Genomic DNA, 20,876 nt, shown 5'->3' on the forward strand with positions numbered 1-20,876 from the left:
GAATGCTGATATGAGCAACGGCATCATTGATCTTGTCGACGCAGGCCAGCTGCGCGACGACATCCCCGACTTCCGCCCCGGCGACACCCTGGGTGTCCACGTGAAGGTGATCGAGGGCTCCGTCACCCGTACCCAGCTCTTCGAGGGCTTCGTGCTGCGCCGCCAGGGCGACGGCATTCGTGAGACCTTCACCGTGCGCAAGGTGTCCTTCGGCATCGGCGTCGAGCGCACCTTCCCGGTGCACTCCCCGAACATCGAGAAGATCGAGGTTCTGCGCCGCGGCGACGTTCGCCGCGCGAAGCTGTACTACATGCGCGAGCTGCGCGGCAAGGCCGCCCGCATCAAGGAGCGCCGCTAGTACCGCTAGTATCGCCGCCGATTGCCCCGCTCGCCGCCGCACGCGGAGGGCGGGGTTTTCGCGTGCCGGGGCGAGTGGCACCGAGTGCTAGAGTATTCCGGGTGACCAATCAGAACCACTCGCCGGAGACCGAGCCCCGCGAGGACATCGCCTACTCCGTGGACGCGAGCCGCGACGTCGAAAAGAAGCCGACTCCGTGGTACATCGAGATCCCTGTGGTCATCATCCTGACCCTGTTCTTCATCTTCCTCATCCAGACGTTCATCGGGCGCGTCTACGTCATCCCCTCCGCCTCGATGGAGCCCACCCTGCACGGCTACGACGGCTCGGGGGACCGCATCGCGGTGGAGAAGGTCAGCTACTACTTCACCGACCCCGAGCCCGGCGACGTCGTCGTCTTCGAGGGCACCGACTCGTGGAACGCCCAGTACCAGTCCAACCGCTCGTCAAACCCCTTCATCGCGGGCCTGCAGCAGGTGGGCACCTGGGCGGGGCTCGTGCCGCCTGACGAGAACGACCTCGTCAAAAGGATCATCGCCACTGGGGGACAGACCGTGTCCTGCCAGGCTGGCGACCCGGCGGTCATGGTGGACGGCCAGCCCATCGACCAGTCCTACACGCTGCAGCCGAACTTCTACCCGGTCGACCCCGAAACCGGGTCGGAGGCCTGCGGCGGGGATTACTTCGGCCCCGTCACCGTGCCGGAGGGTACCTACTTCATGATGGGTGACAACCGCACGAACTCCCTTGATTCTCGCTACCACCTCGGCGACGAGTTCCAGGGGGCGATCCCGGCGGACAACATTCGCGGAAAGGTCGCCGCGATCGTCTTCCCCCTCGACCGCATCGGCGGGGTCGACGACCCCGACATCCAGGAGTAAGTGCAGGAGTACATGCGCGCCTTCGAAGAGGCCCTGCAGGGTTCAGGGCTCGGGCCCGTTGCTGGAGTCGACGAGGCCGGGCGCGGCGCCTGCTTCGGCCCCGTCACCGTCGCCGCCTGCGTGTTGCCTCCGCAGCCGGTGGACGCGCTCGCGGGCCTGCGCGATTCCAAGAAGCTCACCCCGAAGCGGCGCGCCGAGCTGTTCGAGGCGATCACGGACACGGCCCTCGCGTACTCGGTGGTGCACGTTCCCGCCGCGGTCATCGACCGCCGGGGGATCCAGGCGGCGAACTTGGACGGTGCCCGGCGGGCTGTCGCTACGCTTGCCCAGGCCCCTGGCTACGTGCTCGTCGACGCCTTCCGCGTTCCCGGGGTCACCGCGCCCCAGCTGCCGATCGTCGGCGGCGACAACGCGGCGCGCTGCGTCGCGGCGGCGAGCGTCTTGGCCAAGGTCAGCCGCGACCGGCTGGTCACGCGGATGGCTGAGCGCTACCCCGAATACGGGGTGGAAGGTCACAAGGGCTATAGCACCGCCGCCCACATGGACGCGGTGCGCCGCCACGGGGCGAGCGCGGAACACCGATATAGTTATGCCAATGTCCGTACCGCCCACGAGCATTTCGAGAGGTCACAATGAGCGCTGAAGATCTGGACAACTACGAGGCCGAGGTCGAGCTGTCGCTGTACCGCGAGTACCGCGACGTCGCGAGCCAGTTCTCCTACGTTGTCGAGACTGACCGGCGCTTCTACCTGGCCAACGCCGTCGAGCTCATCCCGCACACCGAGGGCAAGGACGTCTACTACGAGGTTCGCATGTCCGACTGCTGGGTGTGGGATATGTACCGCGCCGTGCGCTTCGTGCGCTACGTCCGCGTGATCACCTACAAAGACGTCAACATCGAAGAGCTGGATAAGCCCGACCTGACCTTCCCCGACCGTTAGGTCGATCCCCTCCGGGAACCATCGATCCCCCGGGAACCGCAGAGCCGCGGCGTGCGTCCAATAGAAGGACCACGTTTTTCACGTTCCTGGGGGGATCATTCATGGCGCACTCACCGCAGACCGCCACACATCAGCACAAGCAGAATCTCGGGCGAGCAGGCGAGGACTACGCCCGCAGGTTCTACGAGACCCACGGCTACGAGCTTATCGACGCCCGAGTGCGCACCGCGGCCGGCGAGCTCGACCTCATCATGCGCGCGCCCGAGGGCGCGATCGTCGTCGTGGAGGTGAAAACGCGCCGGGGACGAGCCTTCGGCGCGGCGGAGGCCGTCACCGCGAAAAAACTCGCGACGATGCGTCGAGGCGCCGCCGAGTGGCTGCGGGGAAGGCCGTACACGCACGTGCGTTTCGATGTCGCCGAGGTACTCATCGCCGATGGCGCGGCCACCATCCAGATTTACGAGGACGTGGACCATGGCTCTCGCTAGCACGTACTCCGCGACCCTCGAAGGGGTGAACGCCCACCTCGTCACGGTCGAGGCGAACATCGGGCCCGGCCTGCCCGGCACGTACATGGTGGGCCTGGGAGACGCCGCCGTCCGCGAATCCCGCGACCGCATTCGCACCGCGGTGGCCAACTCGCAACTGCCCTGGCCGCGCACCAAGATCATGGTCTCGCTCTCACCGGCGAACCTACCCAAGTCCGGCTCGCACTTCGACCTGCCCATCGCCCTCGCCGTCCTCGCAGCCCTCGACCCTCGAGCGGGCCGTCGCCTGGCCACCACGCTCGTGCTCGGCGAGCTCGGGCTGGGTGGGCGCCTGCGCCGCATCGAGGGGGCGCTGCCGCTGCTGCACGCCGCGCCTAGCGAGGTGACCGCGATCATCGTCCCGGAGGCCAACGCCGCGGAGGCCGCGCTCCTCGGCGACGACCGGATCCGCAGCGCGCGCACGCTCGCCGAGGTGTGGGATTGGCTTGTGAGCGCGCGCGACCTCGCCCGGCCCGAGCCGACCCTCGTGCCGCCTGTGCCGCCCGCCCCGGACTTCCGCGACATCGCGGGCCAGGCCGCTGAGCGCCACGCCCTCGAGGTCGCCGCCGCCGGCGGGCACCACGTCTTGATGATCGGCCCGCCCGGCACCGGGAAGTCGATGTTGGCGCAGCGCCTTCCGTCTATCCTGCCGCCACTGAGCGCCAGCGAGATGATCGAGGCCACCGCCATCCACTCCGTCTCCGGCGCCCCGCACCGCGGCGTGGTCGCGCACCGACCCTTCGTCGCGCCGCACCCCTCGCTCAGCCAAGCAGCCCTCATTGGCGGCGGCTCCGGCGTTGCGCGGCCCGGCGCTGTCAGCCAGGCGCACCGGGGGGTGCTCTTCCTCGACGAGGCCTCGGAGATCTCGCCTGCCGTGCTTGACGCGTTGCGCATTCCGTTGGAGACGGGCATGGTGCGCCTCACACGCGCGCGCCGGGAGGTGACCTACCCGGCCGACGTGCAGCTCGTCCTCGCCGCCAATACGTGCAAGTGCGGGGCGGCCTCGCCCGCGCAGTGCACCTGCCGCGCCCACGAGCGCGCCGCCCACTTGCGCAACATCTCCGGGCCGCTGCGCGACAGGATCGACATCACATTGCTCCTCACCCCCCACAACGCCGTGCTCAACCCCGCCGACGCGGAGCCCTCTGCGCCGATCGCCGAGCGCGTCGCCTGTGCCCGGGAGCGCGCGCAGCACCGGTGGGCCCGGGCGGAGTGCCCCGGCCACCTCAACGCCCGGATCGACCCGACCCTGCTGCGACGCCATTACCCGGCGACAGAGGACGCGATGGCGCTCGTCGCCGCGTACCTTGCCGACGGCACGCTCACCCAGCGCGGCGTCGACAGCATCCTGCGCCTGAGTTGGACACTCGCCGACCTCGGCGCGGCAGCGCGCCCCGACCTCGACCACGTCGCCCGCGCCATCGACCTCCGCCAGGCCCACGCAGCGGGGGTGTTCGTATGAGCCGCCGCGAATCTTGGGCCTACCTCAGCCGCGTCGTCGAAGGCCCCAGCCACGCGCTGCAGGAGCTTCTGCGCGCTGGGCGCGACGCGGACGAGATCACCGCCGGTGTCCGCAGCCGGGCGAGCTGGCTCGGCGGGCTCGCCGCGGAGACCGAGTCGCGCTACAGCTGGGACCGGCCTGAGCTCGACCTGGGGGAAGCGCAGGACAACGGTTTCCGGCTCCTCACGCCCGAGGACCCGGGGTGGCCCGCCCACCAGATCACCGACTCCTTCACCCACGGTGTGGCGGCGAGCACGGCCAACCAGGAACAGTTCCGGGACAGGGGGGTGGCGCCGCACGCGCTGTGGGTGCGCGGAGAGTCGGACCTGCAGACGCTGCTGGCGCGCTCGGTGGCGTTCGTGGGTACGCGTGCCTCCTCCGCCTACGGCCACCATGCGACGGTGGACTTAGTCGCGGGCCTGGCTGCACACCGCTACACGGTGGTCTCCGGTGGGGCTGTCGGCATCGACACCGTCGCCCACGAGACGGCGCTGGCGCGGGGAGTGCCGACCGTCGTCGTCGCCGCCTGCGGGCCGGGTGTGACCTACCCGCGGAAAAATGCCGAGCTTTTTGGTGCGATCGCCGACAACGGCGGCGCGGTGGTCACGGAGTACCCGCCGGGGGTGGCGCCGGACCGCCACCGCTTCCTCACCCGCAACCGGCTCGTCGCCGCGCTCACGCAGGGCACCGTCATCGTCGAGGCAGCGTTTCGCTCCGGAGCTCTAAACACACTGAACTGGGTGAACTACTACGGCCGCCGCGCCATGGCGGTTCCCGGGCCGATCCTCGGTCCGGGGTCGCTGGGCACGAACCTGGCCATCCGTGATGGCAAGGCGGCGATGGCGTTGAACGCCGCGGACGTCCACGAGATGCTTAGCCGTCTCGGCGAGGTCGACGCCGACGGGCAACGTGAGTTGGAGTTTCCGGCGGATCCGGTCCAGGCGCTAGCGCGCAACGAGCTGCGCGTCTACGACGCGTTGCCGGCCTCGCGCGCCTCCGGGGCGAAGGCGGAAGACATCGCGCGCGCGGCGGGGCTGAGCGTCGCGCTGAGCGTGCACCTGCTCGTGGAGCTCAGCCGCCGCGGTCTGGTCGTGCGCGAGGGCACCACGTGGCGGAGGGCGGGCGGCGTGTAGGAGCGCGGGTACACTGCTGGGGCATGAGTGACGTTGGAGCCGGGGGGGGGGGCAGCTCGCGGAGGCGGTCGAGGACTTCGCGGACTACGCCCGCCTTGTGATCCGGGTCCTGAGGATGCCGGCAAAAGACAGCACCGGCTGGGTGAGCGCCTTTTGCCCAATGCCGGTCTCTCGGTCCCACAACAACTGCTCAGGCACGGCCTGAAACGATGTCGACAACAATGCCCACATCCCTGCAACAAGATCTGCGGTCGTGCGTGACGGCAGCACACGCGCGGCCATGAACCTCGAATACGACGCCACCATCACCAGCACCGGAAACGCTACTTTCTTCCCGGTTCCGTCGGGAATCCCGCCGGCGGGGAAAGTCAGGTCACACTGGATTTGCTCACCAGGGCGGTGAATCAGCGTGTCCACCGGGTCCGCCTGCTGTTAGTCAGGGCGGATGCGGCGCACATTGTCGCGAAACCATGTGATCGACCCACACCACCCCACACGCTGCGCGATCACAGTGGCAGGCAACGTCGGGGTCTGTTCCAGCAGGGCACGAACCCGCGGTTCACACGGGGTGAAGCTGGTCCCGGAGCTTGCACGCTTCTTGTACACAGGTGGCGCATCTGAGGCCAACGCCGTTTCCACCGTCTTTTTCGCGCAGCCTATTTCGGCCGCGATTTTTTTGATCGATAGGCCCTGCCGACGCAGATACCTGATCTCGGCCCACTCTTCCACGGAAATCACCCATCCAATTTTGCCGGCAGGCTATCTTTAACACGCCGCTATCATCGTGGTGCGGGTCGTTCGAATGGGTGCGGCACCGGCCGTGAAGGGATGTGGTCCTGAAGGGGAACCGCAGAGAGGCGCTGGTGCGACTCAGGGAAGAGAGAGCAGGTTGGGTGTCAATTTGTGCGGCGCGTGTGTTCGCCCAAGGAACGGCGCGCGGCATGGTGCGCGGCGGGTCATTGTCCAGATTTCTCTCACTTTCTGCGCGACGAAAATTGAAATGCTTCGCGACTGCGGTGGCGCATTCTCGCGCACCGCATGGGGTTCGTTCTCGCGATCGAGAGGGGTTGGCGCGCCTTCCTAAACCATTCTCACAGGTGCCATGAAAGAGCTCGTCCACCGACGTCCTATTCTCGCTTTCGTCATGCTCGCCCACCTCGGGTCCTGGCTCGGATGGTCGTCGTGGTGGCTCTCCGAGAGCGGCATCGGTGTCCTCCCGTTCAGACCGTCGTTCGAGGGCATTACCCTCGTCAACCAGGTGGGTCTCTTCGCAGGCCCCTTCGCTGTAGTGCTCCTCGTCACTCGTGTCCTCGACGGCCGAGGAAGCCCTTGTGCCCTCCTCGCGCGGGCTTTCTCCCTCCGGGGCCGACGCGCCGTGCATCTCGTGGCGCTTCTCGTGCTACCATTCGTCCTGGCAACGCCCTACCTCGTGCTGGGCAGTGGTATTACCGCCGGAGGGCTAACGGCCTCGATGCCCGCGAGCACTCTCGTCACGTACCTCACCTACCTCGCGGGAGGCCCGCTCCAAGAGGAGCCGGGATGGAGCGGCTTCGCGCTGCCTCGAATGCAAAGATCGATGCATCCTCTTGCGGCGTCCGTGGGGCTCGGATTGGTCCACAGGTTCTGGCACGCTCCACTTTCCTTCACGCAAGAGTGGGACACCACGCGTTCGGATGTGGGCCAGCTCGCCGCATATTTGCTGCTAGTCGTGGCGCTTTCGATCGTGCCTTCCTGGGTGTTCAACACATCCGAGGGCAGTTCGATCCCAGCGATATTCGCCCACCACTCTCTCAACTGGGGGTTGCTGTTCGCGGGAAGCACGCTCGGCGTTTTGGTCGAGAACACGTGGCCCGCAACCCTGACAATGTCGGCGCTCGCGGCCGCACTACTAGGCCGCACACGCGGGCGGCTCGGTCACGGCACCCACTGAACCGCGGCGGCACCGCCGGGGGAGAGGACGCCACGCGGAGCCATGCGGGAGACACAGGTTTGTCCGTTGAGTGCGTTCAGAGGGTGAGCACCAAGACGATCGTCATCAGGGTTAACAGGGTGAGCCCACCCATGATCGCGATACCTCCGGGGCGGCCAACGTTGACGGTGAGTCCGAGGCCGTTGCGCTTTTCTACCCATATCCGCGGATCTTCCCGGTTCTCATAGAACATGCCCCACCTCCACAGATGGTCATCGTCGGGCGACTGCCGACCGGAGCCTCCTGGCGCGGCCGTCGGCGCGCGAGAGAGGCGGATGCTTTTAATGACCAGCCAGACGATGGGGAGCGAGCTTGCGGTCACTAGCCCCCAGGCGATCCAAGTGATTCCGGAGGGTACGAGCTGGACGACAGGTGCGACCGACAATATACCCAGAAAAACCGGAGACACGAGTGTGAGCGCGGCCAGCGCACGCTGCAAAGTCTTTTCCCTCCCACCTTGGAACTCTCGAGCTGCCTGGGGCTGCCCGTCCGGAAAGCGAGTGCGCTCGCGTCGGCTCAGAACGACGCACACAACGACGAGCAGCACTGTGCTCCCGAGCGAGACCAAAGGCAGGAAGAGCACGCTACCCCAGTTCTTGGACGCCCAGTCCGTCACGTTCCCCGCATCGTCGTAGCGCGTGGGAATCGGATCTGGCAGCGAGGGATAGTTGATCGCCACCACGGCGACTGTGGCAAGAGAAATCCCCACAGCGAGGACGAGCAGCGGCCACACGGGCTTGATTGGTTGCTCAGGCGTGGCCGACGCCGGTACACGAACTGGCACCGTGTCGTACCAGCCGTGCCTTGCCTTGGCGGCCATGATCGGCCTCCGGCACGCAGCGAACGCCACCACGGTCCAGCCGCTATACCCCAACAGGACCACAACACTCACCTCCGGCATGCTCGAGGCCGCCACCATGACTACCCCAGCCACGACCCCGCCGACCAGAATCCAGACCCTGTAACGCCGGATCGCGCCACGTACGGCAGGGTCACCGACGCGATCGCTGGGAACGCTCACACCGAGCGGTACCGTGGGGCGGGACATCTCCGGTATCGCCGCCGTCACAGCCGTCGTCAAACCCAACGCTGCGAGCATAATAATCATCACCGACGTATTCACTGATCCTCCTCCGGTGGGTCAAGGGATTCCATCACTCGGGTGAATATCTGCCTGAGAGCCTCGTCGGATAGACCCTCGATTTCGACCATCCTCCAACTGGCGTGCCGAGGCCAGCGCATCACCCCGTTGCAACTCGCCGTGGCCGATTGCCTGCACGACGCGATCGCGAACCTGCTGATACAGCGGCACCGTCGAAAGCGGATCCAATGTGACGCCCACTTGTATTCCCGTCTCCGCTGGCGTAGCTGATCCATGCCTAATAATATAGTGAAAAATGTTTATACTTGGTCGCATCGAACATGGCCGCTGGTTCTATTTCTATTTGTGCTATAGCCCAGCGCCACCTGCCTGGCCGTGGTGAACTCACCCTTCCGCTTGAGCATGCCGAGGTCGGCGCAATGTGGTAGGGGACTGTAGTCGCAGGGATGCAGGCGTGAATCGGGAGCGGGGGCGCCCGCACTGAGGTCGAATCGTGTTCTAGTTTGGCGGCGCACCTGGGCCGCTTCCGGCGTGCCGGCACCCGTAAGCCAGGCAGAGGTCAGAGATCGATACCCAGGCCGGCGCGTTGGGTTGAAAACGCTCGTGGGAGACGACGAGCGCTGGAGAGCGTCGGCGGTCATGAGATAGCCGGCGTTGGTGTCAGGAAAATCCGCTAGCGCGCAACGAGGTGCGCGTCTACGACGCGTTGCCGGCCTCGCGCGCCTCGGGGGCGAAGGCGGACGACATCGCACGCGCGGCGCGGCTGAGCGTCGCGCTGACCGTGCACCTGCTCGTGGAGCTCAGCCGCCGCGGTCTGGTCGTGCGCGACGGCACCACGTGGCGGAGGACGGGCGGCGTGTAGGGGCGCGGGTACACTGCTGGGGCATGAGTGACGTTGGAGCCGGGGGGCAGCTCGCGGAGGCGATCGAGGACTTCGCGGACTACGCCCGCCTTGTGCTCGGGCGCAGCGAGGCGACGGTGCGTGCCTACCGCAATGACCTGTCTACTCTCTCCGGCCACATCGCCGACTTCGCCGGGTTTAGCCTGCCCGCCCTGCGCGCGTGGCTGGCGGACGGCGTCGAACGCGGGCTGGCTCGCTCGACGATGGCGCGGCGCACCGCGGCCGTGCGCGCTTTCAGCACGTGGGCGTACAACCAGGGGCACCTCGATTCAGACGTCGCCGCCCGCCTGGCCGCCCCGACCGTCAACCGCCACCTGCCCAAAGTCCTGAGCCCGCAACGCGCCGACGAGCTCGTGGCCGCGGGAGGCCACGGCGCCGAGGACGACCCCCAGGGTCTGCGCGACCGCGCCATCCTCGAGTTGCTCTACGCCACCGGGATCCGCGTCTCCGAGCTCACCGGGCTTGATCTCGGCGACGCCGACCACGCCCGCCGCACCCTCCGCGTGACCGGTAAAGGCAACAAGCAGCGCGTCGTACCCTACGGCGACACGGCAGCGGAGGCGATCGGCGCGTGGCTGAGAGTCGGGCGACCCGAACTGGCAAGGGCCGACACGCAGGCTCTCTTCGTCGGAGCCCGCGGCTGGCGCATCGACCCGCGCCAAGTCCGCCGCATCGTCTCCGCCGCGGCAGCCCGCTCGGGAGCGAGCGATATCACCCCGCACTCGCTGCGTCACAGCGCCGCCACCCACATGCTCGAAGGGGGAGCGGACCTGCGCGTGGTCCAGGAGCTGCTTGGCCATTCCAGCCTGAGCACCACGCAGATCTACACCCACGTGTCCGCGCAGCGTCTCAAGGCGGTCTACGACCGCGCGCACCCGCGCGCCTAGGGCCCGCTAGGGTGCGGGTACAGGCTTGAGTCTGATCGTGGGGGCGCTGAGCAGCGACAGCGGGTTGATGTAGGTGTCGGGCCCGGTCAGCGCGCCCCAGTGCAGCCCCTCGTGGGCGTGCGACGCGGCGAGGGTGCCGATCACTTGGCCTTCGTCGACGGTGTCGCCGACGCGAACTCGGGCGTGGACGGGCTGGTAGGTGGTGCGGATGCCTTCCGGGTGGTCGATGGACACGGTGGGTACCCCGACGACGACGCCGACGTAGGCGACGGTCCCGGCGCCGGCCGCTCGCACCGGCTCGCCGGGGGAGAGCGCAAGGTCGACGCCGCGATGTCCCGGCAGCCAGTTCTTCTCGGGGATCTGCGCGGAGCGGGTCACCCGCGCAGCAGCAGGCGTGCCGCGCGAGGGGTCGATCCACGCGGCCGCGACGGGGGCGGTGGCGAAAAGGACGACGGCCGACATTAGGAGGGCGGAAAGACAGCGCATGGGACAGAAATAACACGGTGGGGCGCTGGTAGGGCGTCGACAAGCTTTGCCCTGTGGATAGGTTCCCGCGCTGTCCACAACTGTGCAGCTCAATTGGTATTTCTTCGCTCGAGGCGCTAATGTTGTTGCGGCAGTCTTTTTGGGCTGACGACGCGCGCCGGAAAATGCCAGCTCAGCAACGGTGCCACAGTACGAGGGTGCGGGGCTTGCACGGTGCTAGGGCGCGGGATAAAAACCCGCGCAGTACGACATCAACCGAACTACTTTTCTCCGAAGGAGACCATTCCCATGGCAGTTGTTACCATGCGCGAACTCCTCGACGCGGGTGTGCACTTTGGCCACCAGACGCGTCGCTGGAACCCGAAGATGCGTCGCTTCATCTTCACCGACCGCAACGGTATCTACATCATCGATCTGCAGCAGACGCTGACCTACATCGACGAGGCTTTCGAGTTTGTGAAGGAAACCGTCGCGCACGGCGGCACCCTCCTCTTCGTCGGCACCAAGAAGCAGGCGCAGGAGCCCATCCAGGAAGAGGCGGAGCGCGTCGGCATGCCGTACGTCACCCACCGCTGGCTCGGTGGCATGCTCACCAACTTCCAGACCGTGTCCAAGCGTATTGCCCGCATGAAGGAGCTCCAGGCGATGGACGCCGCCGAGGACGGCTACGCCGGCCGCGGCAAAAAGGAAGTCCTCATGCTCACCCGCGAGCGCATCAAGCTTGAGCGCGTTCTCGGCGGCATCGCGGACATGTCCAAGGTTCCCTCCGCACTGTGGATCGTGGATACCAACAAGGAGCACATCGCCGTCTCCGAGGCCCAGAAGCTGCGCATCCCCGTCGTGGCCGTGCTGGACACGAACTGCGACCCGGATGTCGTCGACTTCCCGATCCCGGGCAACGACGACGCGATCCGCGCCGTGAAGCTGCTCACCCGCATCGTCGGCGAGGCTGTCGTGGCCGGCAAGCAGCAGCGCGAGGAGCGCCAGCTCGCCGCAGCCCGAGAGGCCGCCGGTGACACTGAGGACAAGCGCGACGCAGACGCGGTCCAGGCCTCTCAGGCGACCGCCGAGGCTGCGGCGGCGAACACCGACGCCCCGCAGGCCGTTACCCCGGTCGAGCAGCCGCAGGACCAGCCCGCCCAGGGCGAGTAGGGCCTGTACTGCATGACCGTCCAGGCGCCGGCGCCCTAAGACCCCACCCCGCTTTCCGCCACGCCCGTCCCCCCGTCGGACGGTGCTCGGAGGCGGGGTGGCGTCGTCTGCGCCCGATACGGGCCGACAGAGGGCGCCGGACATGCCTGGCACACAGATGTCGGCTACTCTGTAAAACCGATCATTAGCTTGAGGCCCGCGCCGCGGTCTACGCGGCGTGTTCCACGCAGTTGTTCCACGCAGTGCCGTGGTCGTCGGCGCGGGTCCAATAAACGTTTTGAGAAACGAGGAGGATCGCCCCACTATGGCGAACTACACCGCTGCAGACGTCAAGAAGCTCCGCGAGACCACCGGCTCCGGCATGCTCGACTGCAAGAAGGCCCTGGAAGAGACCAACGGCGACTTCGAAAAGGCCGTTGAGGTCCTGCGCATCAAGGGCGCGAAGGACGTGGGCAAGCGCCGCGCCGAGCGCAACGCTCTCGAGGGCCTCGTGGCTGTCTCCGGCAACACCATCGTGGAGATCAACTCCGAGACCGACTTCGTGGCTAAGAACCAGGAGTTCAAGGACATCGCCGACAAGATCGCCGCGGCCGCCGCGGCAGCGAAGGCGAACTCCCCGGAGGAGCTCGCCAACGCCGACGTCGACGGCGAGCCCGCGCACGAGGTGCTTGAGCGCCTGTCCGCCAAGATCGGCGAGAAGCTCGAGCTGCGCCGCGCCGCCACCGTTGAGGGTGAGAACCTGGCCAGCTACCTGCACCAGCGCTCCGCCGACCTGCCGCCGGCCGTCGGCGTGCTCGTCGCCTACAGCGGCGATAACGCCGAGGCCGCCCACCAGGTTGCCCTGCAGATCGCAGCCATGAAGGCCCGCTTCCTCAACCAGGATGACATCCCCGCCGAGGTCATCGAGAAGGAGCGCGCCGTCCAGGAGGAGATCACCCGCAACGAGGGCAAGCCCGAGGCCGCCATCTCCAAGATCGTCGAGGGCCGCATGGGCGGATTCTTCAAGGACGTCGTCCTGCTGGACCAGCCGTCGTTGGCCGACTCCAAGAAGACCGTGAAGCAGTTCGCCGACGAGAGCGGCATCGAGATCACCGATTTCGTCCGCTTCGAGGTCGGCCAGGCTTAACGCTCAGCCGCGCCCGAGTGTGCGCCCCGCCGGTTCGCCGGCGGGGCGTTTGCCGTTCACGGGGCAGAAAAGGCGCCGCGCCCGGCCCATGATGGGGTGGCGTGGGTGCGCCCCGCTATGATCGTCGATGGCACATTCAGGGCAACCGACCACGTTTAAGGAGCCAGCCAGGTGACGGAAACACCCCAGGAACACAGCGGATACAAGCGAGTGATGCTCAAACTCGGAGGCGAGATGTTCGGAGCCGGCAAAGTCGGCATCGACCCCGACGTCGTCGAGAGCGTGGCCGCACAGATCGCCGAGGTGGCGCAGGGGGGAACCGAGGTGGCGGTGGTCATCGGCGGTGGCAACTTCTTCCGCGGCGCTCAGCTGCAGCAGCGCGGCATGGACCGGGCGCGCTCGGACTACATGGGGATGCTCGGCACGGTGATGAACTGCCTCGCCCTGCAGGACTTCCTCGAGCAGAAGGGCGTGGACTGCCGCGTGCAGACGGCCATCAACATGGCCCAGATCGCCGAGCCCTACCTGCCGCTGCGCGCGGCTCGCCACCTGGAAAAGGGCCGCGTTGTCATCTTCGGCGCCGGCATGGGCATGCCGTACTTCTCCACGGACACGACTGCCGCTCAGCGCGCTCTCGAGATCGGCTGCGAGGTCCTGCTCATGGCGAAGGCCGTCGACGGCGTCTACGACGACGACCCGCGCGAGAACCCGGATGCGCACCTGTACACCGAGGTCACCCCGCGCGAGGTGATTGAAAAGGGGCTGAAGGTCGCCGACGCCACCGCCTTTTCCCTGTGCATGGATAACGCTATGCCCATCCTTGTGTTCAACCTGCTCAAGGAGGGCAACATCGCCCGTGCTGTCGCCGGGGAGCGGATCGGCACGCTCGTTCGCTAGAGGGCGGCGTTCGGCGGCAGCGCGGCCGGACCTTGCGCTGCTGGTAAATTGTGACGCAACTGTGCGGGGATGCGCCCCGCCCGATGACAGACCGAAGGATCACCATGATTGATGACGTACTTCTCAACGCCGAAGAGCGCATGTCCAGCTCCGTCGAGCACACCCGCGACGAGCTCGCGATCATCCGCACCGGCCGCGCCAACCCCGCCATGTTCAACGGCGTGATGGCGGAGTTCTACGGCGCCCCGACCCCGATCAACCAGATGGCCACCATCTCGGTCCCAGAGCCGCGCATGCTGCTGGTGAAGCCCTACGACATGTCCACGCTCAAGGAGATCGAGGACGCGATCCGGAATTCCGACCTCGGCGTCAACCCGACCGACGACGGTCAGGTCATCCGAGTGACCATCCCGCAGCTGACCGAGGAACGCCGCCGCGAGCTGGTCAAGCAAGCCAAGCAGAAGGGCGAGGACGGCAAGATTGCCATCCGCAACGTTCGCCGCCAGGGAATGGAGGCGCTAAAGAAGATCCAGAAGGACGGCGATGCCGGCGAGGACGAGGTGGTCACCGCCGAGAAGGCCCTGGAAAAGACCACGGGCCAGTACGTCGCGCAGATTGATGAGATCGTCTCCCGCAAAGAAGCGGAGTTGATGGAGGTCTAGATCCTCCGAGAAAGCCAGGTTACGTGTCAGATTCCGGAGCGGAGCAGCGCCAGGGTGGGTCCCGCCGGGTATTTCGCGCCCCACGGCCAAAGAACAAGGCGGGGCGTAATCTCCCCGTCGCCATCGCGACGGGGGTGTTCCTCGGCGCGCTGGTTCTCGCTGCCGCGTTCATCGGCCCCGTAGCCTGGTACCCGTTGGTCGCGGTCGCGGTGGGCCTTGCCATGTGGGAAGTACTCACCCGGCTGCGGGAGGCGGGCTACTACCAGCCCCGCACCTTCCTTCTTGTGCTGGGCCAGGCCATGCTTTGGGTGTCCGCCCCCTTCGGGGTCGAAGGCCTCGTCTCCGGATTCGCGCTGAGCGTGCTGTTTCTCATGTTCTACCGGCTGTTCCACAACGGAAGACACAAGAAGCCGGAGAACTACCTGCGCGACACCGCCGTCGGGATTTTCGTTCTCGCCTGGATCCCGCTGTTCGGCTCTTTCGCCGCGCTCATCTCGCTTGTCGATGAAGGTGGGCCTTCCGGCACCCTGTTCATCCTCACCTTCATGATCGGGGTGGTGGCGTCGGACGTGGGCGGCTACTGCGCCGGAGTCATGTTCGGCTCGCACTCGATGGCGCCGGCGGTAAGCCCGAACAAGAGCTGGGAGGGGTTCGTCGGATCGATCGTCTTCGGCGTTACCGCCGGCATCCTGGTGGTCACGCTGTTGCTGGATAACCCGTGGTGGGTGGGTGTGTTGCTCGGTGTGGCCCTGGTGATCTGCGCGACGATGGGTGACTTGGTAGAAAGCCAGTTCAAGCGCGAGCTGGGTATCAAAGACATGTCGCAGGTTTTACCGGGCCACGGCGGCATTATGGACCGCCTTGACGGGATGCTGCCCGCAGCGGCGGCGACGTGGCTCGTGCTCACGCTGTTGGCGGAGCTGTAGGGCAGCGCCCGGGATTCGTCAAAAAGCCCTCCACGTGCAAAGATGGGGGGCGTTATGAGCGATTTCCCCAGAATTCAGTTGCTGACCCCGAAGCGGGGTATGCCGCCTACGCACTTCGCCGACCTGAGCGCCGAGCAGCGCGTGTCGGCGCTCAACGAGCTTGGCCTGCCAAAGTTCCGCGCGAACCAGATCGCGCGCCACTACTACGGCAAGTTCGAGGCCGATCCGCTCACGATGACCGACCTCCCCGAGGCGCAGCGCCAGCTGGTCAAGGACTCGCTGTTTCCGACGCTGCTCACGCGCGTGCGCGCCGTGGAGACGGACAACGGTGACACCACAAAGACGCTGTGGAAGCTCCACGACGGGATCCTGCTCGAGTCGGTGCTCATGCGCTACCCGGGCCGCGCCACGCTGTGCATCTCCTCGCAGGCGGGCTGCGGCATGGCCTGCCCCTTCTGCGCGACGGGCCAGGGCGGGCTGGACCGCAACCTTTCCACGGCGGAGATCGTCGACCAGGTCCGCGAGGCCGCGGCGACGATGCGCAGCGAGGGTTCGCGCCTGAGCAACATCGTCTTCATGGGCATGGGCGAGCCGCTCGCGAACTATAACCGCGTGGTCTCCGCGGTCCGCCAGATCACTAGCCCGGCACCGGACGGCTTCGGCATCTCGCAGCGCAACGTCACGGTGTCCACGGTGGGTCTCGCGCCGCAGATCCGCAAGCTCGCGGACGAGGGCCTCTCCTGCACGCTCGCCGTCTCTCTGCACACCCCCGACGACGAGTTGCGTGACGAGCTGGTGCCTATGAACAACCGCTTTTCCATCGCCGACGTGCTCGATTCCGCCCGTTACTTCGCGGATACGACGGGGCGCCGCGTGTCCATCGAGTACGCGCTCATCCGCGACATCAACGACCAGAATTTCCGCGCCGACATGCTGGGCAAGAAGCTTCACGACGCCCTCGGCTCCCGCGTCCACGTCAACCTGATCCCGCTTAACCCGACCCCCGGGTCGAAGTGGGACGCCTCCCCGAAGCCGCGCCAGGACGAGTTCGTCCGCCGCATTATCGCGCAGGGCGTCACCTGCACCGTGCGCGACACAAAGGGGCAGGAAATCGCGGCCGCGTGCGGCCAGCTGGCAGCCGACGAAAAAGCTGTCTAGAACTGGCCCGGGCCGAGACCCGTGCGGCCATGAAAAAAGGCCCGCCCGGTCCGGGCGAGCCGTGTGTGGGGCTCGTTAGCCTTCGACAGCATCCTGGCGGCGCAGGTGGGCGACGCGGGCGGGGTCGATGTTGTGGGCGCGCAGGTCGCGCTCGCTGAGCTCCGCGTAGGCGCCGGAGAGCGTGTGCTGGTCGTAGGCCCAGTCGCGTTCGACGTGGCCGAGCGGCTTGTTGTGGGCCGTCACAGTGCGCACCTGGCTCAGCTGCGGGCGAACGGCGAACAGGATGAGGCCGAGCGCGATGAGCACGGTGAGGGCGACCAACCAGACCGTCTCCACGTGGCCTTGGTGGTTACCAAAGTTGTAGGCAATGAGGAACGCGACGGAGATCCACCCCGCGATCTGGATGGCAGCGGGGGAGAACTCGCTCCAGCCGAACTTGGCGGAGGGGACGTCCGCCTCGGAAACTCCGTTGTACACCTGCGGCTCTTTGTCGTGGGAGTGGTCGGCCACTGCTTTCTCCTTGTGTGACGGGTATGACGGGTATGACGGGGTCTGTTCGGGTGCGCCCGCGGTAAGCGGGTGCCTCCATACCTGCTACATATCTTCCCACATCCTCCGGGGAAGTGGTGAGTAGATACCCCCCAATTGCCTCATACTTTCCATTGAGCGATGGTGGCAGGCGCGGGCATGCCAGAATAGCGGGGTGAAAAAGATTGTGATCCTCGGCTCGACAGGCTCGATTGGCACGCAGGCGATCGAGGTCATTGAACGCAACCGCGACGCCTTCGAGGTGGTGGGCATCGCGGCCGGAGGGCGCGATCCGGGCCGCGTTGTCGCGCAGGCGCGCGCGTGCGGCCTGGGCCCGGGGGCGGTCGCGGTGGCAGATCCGGTAGCGGCGCGTGAGGTCTCGGGGGCACTTGGTGGCCCGGTGCTGACCAGCCCGGAGGACCTCGTGCGCGCGCAGCCGGCCGACACGGTGCTCAACGCCATGGTGGGGTCGCAGGGGCTCGCCTCGACGCTGGCGGCGCTGGAGACGGGGGCGAGCCTCGCGCTGGCCAACAAGGAGTCGCTGGTGGCCGGCGGCCGCCTCGTCACCGCCGCGGCGGGCAAGGGCCAGATCATCCCCGTCGACTCCGAGCACTCCGCCATGGCGCAGTGCCTGCGCGCGGGTACGGCCGGGGAGGTCGCGCGCTACGTGCTCACCGCCTCTGGCGGGCCCTTCCGCGGGCAGACGCGCGAGCAGATGTGGGAGGCCACGCCGCAGCAGGCGGCGGCGCACCCTACGTGGTCGATGGGCCAGATGAACACCCTGAACTCCGCCACGCTGGTGAACAAGGGCCTCGAGCTCATCGAGGCCACGCTGCTTTTCGACGTCGAACCCGAGCGCATCGACGTCACCGTCCACCCGCAGTCCATCGTGCATTCGATGGTGACCTTCGTCGATGGCGCGACCATCGCCCAGGCGTCGCCCCCGTCGATGACGCTGCCGATCGCGCACGCGCTGGCCTGGCCGCACCGCGTGCCGGGCGCCCAGCCGGCCCTCGACTTCGCGGGCGCGTCCGAGTGGACCTTCGAGCCGTTGGATGACGAGGCTTTCCCGGCGGTGCGCCTGGCCCGCGAGTCCGCCGCCGCGGGGGCGGGGGCTCCCGCGGTGTACAACGCCGCGAACGAGGAGGCCGCGGCGGCGTTCCTCGCCGGAACGATTCGTTTCCCGCAGATCGTCGACGTCATCGCCGAGGTGCTCGAGAGCGCCGATGGGTTTGCGGCTGAACCCGCGACCTTCGCCGACGTCGTGGCCGTGGAGGACGAGGCTCGGGCCCGCGCCCGGGCGCGGATCCGCGCGATCGCGGGCGCGTAGGGGAGGGGCGCGATGGCTTTCCTCCTGGGCATTATCGTCTTCGCCTTCGGCATCGCCATTTCCGTCGCCTTGCACGAGGCGGGGCACATGGTCACGGCGCGCGCTTTCGGCATGCGGGTGCGCCGCTACTTCATCGGCTTCGGGCCGCCTCTGTGGCAGACGACGCGGGGCCACACCACCTACGGCGTGGCGGCGCTTCCCTTCGGTGGCTTCTGCGACATTGCGGGCCTGACCTCTCAGGATCTGCTCACCGAGGAAGAAAAGCCGTTGGCGATGTACCTGAAGCCGTGGTGGCAGCGCGTTGCGGTGATGAGTGGCGGCATCCTCATGAACCTGCTTCTGGGGCTCGTGATCACCTACCTCGTGGCGGTGTTCGCCGCGATCCCGAACCCCTACGCTGACCGCACGCCAACGGTGGGCGCGGTCAGCTGCACCGCGGACCAGACCGGCCCCGACACTCTCGCCGACTGCACAGGCCCGGGCCCAGCGGGCGAGGCGGGCGTGCACCCCGGCGACAAGGTCCTCGCCGTGGACGGGGCGAGTGTGGCCACCTTTGACGAGCTGCGCTCGTACGTGCTGGTGCGGCCCGGTCAAACCGTGACGCTGACGGTCGGGCGCGACGGGCAGGAGCTGGACATTCCCATCGTCGTCGACGAGGTGGTGCGCCTCAACGCGCAGACGGGCGAGAGTATTCGGGCGGGTGCGATCGGCGTGGCCAGCCAGCCGGTCGAAGACCCGATGGCCTCCTTCGGCCCGGTGGAGGCGGTGCCCGCGACCGTGTCGCTGACCGGCCAGATGCTGCGGGGGACAGTCGAAGGCCTCATCGCCTTCCCCGGCAAAATCCCGGGCGTGGTGGCCTCGATCTTCGGCGCGGAACGCGACGTCGCCGGCCCGGTGAGCGTCATCGGGGCCTCCCGGGCGGGAGGCGAGCTCGTCGAGCGCGACATGTGGGCGGTGTTTTGGATGCTGCTCGCCTCGCTGAACTTCTTCCTCGCCCTGTTCAACATCGTGCCGCTGCCGCCGCTGGACGGCGGGCACATCGCGGTGATCTTCTTCGAAACCCTGCGTGATGCGCTCCGGCGCCTGCGCGGTCTTCCCCCGGGCGGGCCGGTCAACTACGACAGGCTCATGCCGGTGACCTACGCGATGGCGGCGGCCCTGCTTGTCGTGGGCATGTTCGTCATGGTCGCGGACGTGGTCAACCCGGTCAGAATATTTGGGTAGCGGTGCTAGGGTTGGGGGCTATGAATCAGCCTATTGCTTTGGGTATTCCCGATGGTCCGCCCCCGACTCTCGCGCCGCGTCGGAAGACGCGCCAGCTGATGGTGGGCGGGGTCGGTGTCGGCTCGGAGCACCCGATCACGGTCCAGTCGATGACGACGACGAAGACGCACGACATCAACGCTACGCTGCAGCAGATCGCGCAGCTGACCACCGCGGGCTGCGACATCGTCCGCGTGGCGTGCCCGAAGACGGTCGACGCGGAAGCGCTGCCGGCGATCGCGGCGAAGTCGCCGATCCCGGTGATCGCGGATATCCACTTCCAGCCGAAGTACATCTTCGCCGCGATTGACGCGGGCTGCGCGGCAGTGCGCGTCAACCCCGGCAACATCAAGGAGTTCGACGGCCGCGTGAAAGAGGTCGCCAAGGCCGCCGGTGACGCGGGTATCCCGATCCGCATCGGGGTCAACGGCGGCTCCTTGGACAAGCGGCTGCTGGAAAAGTACGGCAAGGCCACCCCGGAGGCGCTGGTGGAGTCCGCGGTGTACGAGGCGGGCCTGTTTGAGGAGCACGGTTTCGGCGACATCGCGATCTCCGTGAAGCACTCGGACCCCGTGCTCATGGTCGAGGCCTACCGCCAGCTGGCGGAGGTCACGGACTACCCGCTGCACTTGGGGGTGACCGAGGCCGGCCCGAAGTTCATGGGCACGATCAAGTCCTCCGTCGCCTTCGGCGCGCTGCTGTCGCAGGGTATCGGGGACACCATCCGGGTGTCGCTGTCGGCGGACCCGGTCGAAGAGATCAAGGTGGGCGACCAGATCCTGCAGTCGCTCAACTTGCGTCCGCGCAAGCTCGAGATTGTCTCCTGCCCGTCGTGCGGCCGCGCCCAGGTGGACGTGTACAAGCTCGCTGAAGAGGTCACCGCTGGCCTCGACGGCATGGAGTTCCCGCTGCGCGTGGCCGTGATGGGCTGCGTGGTCAACGGCCCGGGCGAGGCGCGCGACGCCGACCTCGGCGTCGCCTCGGGCAACGGGAAGGGCCAGATCTTTGTCAAGGGCGAAGTCGTGGAGACGGTGCCGGAGTCGAAGATCGTGGAAACGCTCATCGCCCACGCGCATCGCATCGCGGAGGAAGAAGGTCTCGAGGAGATCGCCGGGGCCAAGGCTGAGGTCAAGGTCACACGCTAGACG

24 protein-coding genes are annotated in these 20,876 nt (G+C 67.2%); 19 read left to right on the forward strand and 5 right to left on the reverse strand.

The genetic code is table 11. The features are described from left to right. Positions 1-10 precede the first annotated feature (10 nt). From rplS to BLT81_RS03150, 7 genes are all read left to right on the forward strand, one after another. Positions 11-358: a 50S ribosomal protein L19 gene (gene rplS, locus BLT81_RS03120; protein WP_019193010.1), complete on the forward strand. Its 348-nt coding sequence runs from the start codon at positions 11-13 to the stop codon at positions 356-358. 146 nt (positions 359-504) lie between these two features. After that, positions 505-1,239: a signal peptidase I gene (gene lepB, locus BLT81_RS03125; protein ID WP_040420757.1), complete on the forward strand. Its 735-nt coding sequence runs from the start codon at positions 505-507 to the stop codon at positions 1,237-1,239. 12 nt (positions 1,240-1,251) lie between these two features. Next, positions 1,252-1,875, forward strand: a complete 624-nt coding sequence (locus BLT81_RS03130; protein WP_040420755.1) for a ribonuclease HII — start codon at positions 1,252-1,254, stop codon at positions 1,873-1,875. Then, positions 1,872-2,180 carry a DUF2469 domain-containing protein gene (locus BLT81_RS03135; protein ID WP_019193007.1) on the forward strand — a complete coding sequence of 103 codons (309 nt, stop codon included), beginning with the start codon at positions 1,872-1,874 and terminating at the stop codon, positions 2,178-2,180. The genes BLT81_RS03130 and BLT81_RS03135 overlap by 4 nt, the downstream gene beginning before the upstream one ends. A gap of 101 nt (positions 2,181-2,281) precedes the next feature. Further along, positions 2,282-2,668, forward strand: a complete 387-nt coding sequence (locus tag BLT81_RS03140; RefSeq protein ID WP_019193006.1) for a YraN family protein — start codon at positions 2,282-2,284, stop codon at positions 2,666-2,668. Next, complete coding sequence (locus BLT81_RS03145; RefSeq protein ID WP_019193005.1) at positions 2,655-4,169, forward strand: YifB family Mg chelatase-like AAA ATPase; 1,515 nt, start codon at positions 2,655-2,657, stop codon at positions 4,167-4,169. The genes BLT81_RS03140 and BLT81_RS03145 overlap by 14 nt, the downstream gene beginning before the upstream one ends. Then, positions 4,166-5,341: a DNA-processing protein DprA gene (locus BLT81_RS03150; RefSeq protein WP_019193004.1), complete on the forward strand. Its 1,176-nt coding sequence runs from the start codon at positions 4,166-4,168 to the stop codon at positions 5,339-5,341. Before BLT81_RS03145 ends, BLT81_RS03150 begins: the two co-directional genes overlap by 4 nt. A gap of 84 nt (positions 5,342-5,425) precedes the next feature. Here BLT81_RS03150 and BLT81_RS03155 read toward each other — a convergent pair whose 3' ends face one another. Both BLT81_RS03155 and BLT81_RS12540 read right to left on the reverse strand, forming a co-directional pair. After that, on the reverse strand, positions 5,426-5,758 hold the full coding sequence (locus tag BLT81_RS03155) for an IS21 family transposase (RefSeq protein ID WP_019193003.1): 333 nt from the start codon (positions 5,756-5,758) through the stop codon (positions 5,426-5,428). A gap of 15 nt (positions 5,759-5,773) precedes the next feature. After that, entirely contained in the window at positions 5,774-6,079 is a 306-nt protein-coding gene (locus tag BLT81_RS12540) for a helix-turn-helix domain-containing protein (RefSeq protein WP_172812370.1), read from the reverse strand. A gap of 364 nt (positions 6,080-6,443) precedes the next feature. On the opposite strand from BLT81_RS12540, the gene BLT81_RS03160 reads away from it, so the two are divergent. Further along, the gene (locus tag BLT81_RS03160) at positions 6,444-7,271 is read left to right on the forward strand and encodes a CPBP family glutamic-type intramembrane protease (RefSeq protein WP_019193002.1); all 828 of its coding nucleotides are present in this window, start codon (positions 6,444-6,446) and stop codon (positions 7,269-7,271) included. Positions 7,272-7,347: 76 nt separating this feature from the next. Here BLT81_RS03160 and BLT81_RS03165 read toward each other — a convergent pair whose 3' ends face one another. Then, a complete protein-coding gene (locus tag BLT81_RS03165; protein ID WP_019193001.1) occupies positions 7,348-8,433 on the reverse strand; it encodes a DUF1648 domain-containing protein in 1,086 nt (361 codons plus the stop codon). A gap of 667 nt (positions 8,434-9,100) precedes the next feature. Between BLT81_RS03165 and BLT81_RS12545 the strand changes: the two genes are divergently transcribed. Then, positions 9,101-9,274, forward strand: a complete 174-nt coding sequence (locus BLT81_RS12545; RefSeq protein WP_019192999.1) for a hypothetical protein — start codon at positions 9,101-9,103, stop codon at positions 9,272-9,274. Between the two features lie 23 nt (positions 9,275-9,297). Next, complete coding sequence (locus BLT81_RS03170) at positions 9,298-10,200, forward strand: tyrosine recombinase XerC (protein WP_019192998.1); 903 nt, start codon at positions 9,298-9,300, stop codon at positions 10,198-10,200. Positions 10,201-10,206: 6 nt separating this feature from the next. On the opposite strand, the gene BLT81_RS03175 is transcribed toward BLT81_RS03170, so the two are convergent. Further along, entirely contained in the window at positions 10,207-10,662 is a 456-nt protein-coding gene (locus tag BLT81_RS03175) for a M23 family metallopeptidase (RefSeq protein ID WP_019192997.1), read from the reverse strand. A 312-nt stretch (positions 10,663-10,974) separates the two neighbouring features. Between BLT81_RS03175 and rpsB the strand changes: the two genes are divergently transcribed. The 6 genes from rpsB to rlmN all read left to right on the forward strand — a co-directional run bounded on the left by rpsB (position 10,975) and on the right by rlmN (position 16,607). Then, complete coding sequence (rpsB, locus tag BLT81_RS03180; protein ID WP_040420629.1) at positions 10,975-11,838, forward strand: 30S ribosomal protein S2; 864 nt, start codon at positions 10,975-10,977, stop codon at positions 11,836-11,838. 304 nt (positions 11,839-12,142) lie between these two features. After that, positions 12,143-12,964: a translation elongation factor Ts gene (gene tsf / locus BLT81_RS03185; RefSeq protein WP_019192995.1), complete on the forward strand. Its 822-nt coding sequence runs from the start codon at positions 12,143-12,145 to the stop codon at positions 12,962-12,964. Positions 12,965-13,177: 213 nt separating this feature from the next. Continuing rightward, positions 13,178-13,861, forward strand: a complete 684-nt coding sequence (gene pyrH / locus BLT81_RS03190) for a UMP kinase (protein WP_019192994.1) — start codon at positions 13,178-13,180, stop codon at positions 13,859-13,861. Between the two features lie 104 nt (positions 13,862-13,965). Continuing rightward, a complete protein-coding gene (gene frr / locus BLT81_RS03195; RefSeq protein WP_019192993.1) occupies positions 13,966-14,523 on the forward strand; it encodes a ribosome recycling factor in 558 nt (185 codons plus the stop codon). Between the two features lie 23 nt (positions 14,524-14,546). Next, positions 14,547-15,449, forward strand: a complete 903-nt coding sequence (locus BLT81_RS03200) for a phosphatidate cytidylyltransferase (protein WP_040420626.1) — start codon at positions 14,547-14,549, stop codon at positions 15,447-15,449. Positions 15,450-15,503: 54 nt separating this feature from the next. Continuing rightward, positions 15,504-16,607: a dual-specificity RNA methyltransferase RlmN gene (gene rlmN / locus BLT81_RS03205; protein WP_040420625.1), complete on the forward strand. Its 1,104-nt coding sequence runs from the start codon at positions 15,504-15,506 to the stop codon at positions 16,605-16,607. A 75-nt stretch (positions 16,608-16,682) separates the two neighbouring features. Here the strand turns inward: rlmN and BLT81_RS03210 are convergent, their stop codons facing one another. Next, on the reverse strand, positions 16,683-17,117 hold the full coding sequence (locus BLT81_RS03210; RefSeq protein WP_019192990.1) for a DUF2631 domain-containing protein: 435 nt from the start codon (positions 17,115-17,117) through the stop codon (positions 16,683-16,685). 193 nt (positions 17,118-17,310) lie between these two features. On the opposite strand from BLT81_RS03210, the gene dxr reads away from it, so the two are divergent. Genes dxr through ispG form a run of 3 tightly spaced genes read left to right on the forward strand, consistent with a single transcriptional unit; the run spans position 17,311 to position 20,873 of the window. Continuing rightward, the gene (dxr, locus tag BLT81_RS03215; protein ID WP_019192989.1) at positions 17,311-18,465 is read left to right on the forward strand and encodes a 1-deoxy-D-xylulose-5-phosphate reductoisomerase; all 1,155 of its coding nucleotides are present in this window, start codon (positions 17,311-17,313) and stop codon (positions 18,463-18,465) included. A gap of 12 nt (positions 18,466-18,477) precedes the next feature. After that, positions 18,478-19,689, forward strand: a complete 1,212-nt coding sequence (locus BLT81_RS03220; protein ID WP_019192988.1) for a M50 family metallopeptidase — start codon at positions 18,478-18,480, stop codon at positions 19,687-19,689. 20 nt (positions 19,690-19,709) lie between these two features. Then, a complete protein-coding gene (gene ispG, locus BLT81_RS03225) occupies positions 19,710-20,873 on the forward strand; it encodes a flavodoxin-dependent (E)-4-hydroxy-3-methylbut-2-enyl-diphosphate synthase (protein ID WP_040420623.1) in 1,164 nt (387 codons plus the stop codon). Positions 20,874-20,876: the final 3 nt, after the last annotated feature.

Origin of the sequence: Corynebacterium timonense (genome assembly GCF_900105305.1) — a bacterium.
Classification (GTDB): Bacteria; Actinomycetota; Actinomycetes; order Mycobacteriales; family Mycobacteriaceae; genus Corynebacterium; species Corynebacterium timonense.

What these genes read in the sequence shown, in the direction of transcription:
- BLT81_RS03140 (WP_019193006.1), top strand. Translation starts at nt 2,282, where the DNA reads ATGGCGCACTCACCGCAGACCGCCACACATCAGCACAAGCAGAATCTC.
- rplS (WP_019193010.1), top strand. Translation starts at nt 11, where the DNA reads ATGAGCAACGGCATCATTGATCTTGTCGACGCAGGCCAGCTGCGCGAC.
- BLT81_RS03175 (WP_019192997.1), bottom strand. Translation starts at nt 10,662, where the DNA reads ATGTCGGCCGTCGTCCTTTTCGCCACCGCCCCCGTCGCGGCCGCGTGG.
- BLT81_RS03170 (WP_019192998.1), top strand. Translation starts at nt 9,298, where the DNA reads ATGAGTGACGTTGGAGCCGGGGGGCAGCTCGCGGAGGCGATCGAGGAC.
- BLT81_RS03135 (WP_019193007.1), top strand. Translation starts at nt 1,872, where the DNA reads ATGAGCGCTGAAGATCTGGACAACTACGAGGCCGAGGTCGAGCTGTCG.
- BLT81_RS03130 (WP_040420755.1), top strand. Translation starts at nt 1,252, where the DNA reads ATGCGCGCCTTCGAAGAGGCCCTGCAGGGTTCAGGGCTCGGGCCCGTT.
- BLT81_RS03220 (WP_019192988.1), top strand. Translation starts at nt 18,478, where the DNA reads ATGGCTTTCCTCCTGGGCATTATCGTCTTCGCCTTCGGCATCGCCATT.
- BLT81_RS03160 (WP_019193002.1), top strand. Translation starts at nt 6,444, where the DNA reads ATGAAAGAGCTCGTCCACCGACGTCCTATTCTCGCTTTCGTCATGCTC.
- BLT81_RS03145 (WP_019193005.1), top strand. Translation starts at nt 2,655, where the DNA reads ATGGCTCTCGCTAGCACGTACTCCGCGACCCTCGAAGGGGTGAACGCC.
- rpsB (WP_040420629.1), top strand. Translation starts at nt 10,975, where the DNA reads ATGGCAGTTGTTACCATGCGCGAACTCCTCGACGCGGGTGTGCACTTT.
- tsf (WP_019192995.1), top strand. Translation starts at nt 12,143, where the DNA reads ATGGCGAACTACACCGCTGCAGACGTCAAGAAGCTCCGCGAGACCACC.
- ispG (WP_040420623.1), top strand. Translation starts at nt 19,710, where the DNA reads ATGAATCAGCCTATTGCTTTGGGTATTCCCGATGGTCCGCCCCCGACT.
- BLT81_RS03150 (WP_019193004.1), top strand. Translation starts at nt 4,166, where the DNA reads ATGAGCCGCCGCGAATCTTGGGCCTACCTCAGCCGCGTCGTCGAAGGC.
- frr (WP_019192993.1), top strand. Translation starts at nt 13,966, where the DNA reads ATGATTGATGACGTACTTCTCAACGCCGAAGAGCGCATGTCCAGCTCC.
- pyrH (WP_019192994.1), top strand. Translation starts at nt 13,178, where the DNA reads ATGCTCAAACTCGGAGGCGAGATGTTCGGAGCCGGCAAAGTCGGCATC.
- rlmN (WP_040420625.1), top strand. Translation starts at nt 15,504, where the DNA reads ATGAGCGATTTCCCCAGAATTCAGTTGCTGACCCCGAAGCGGGGTATG.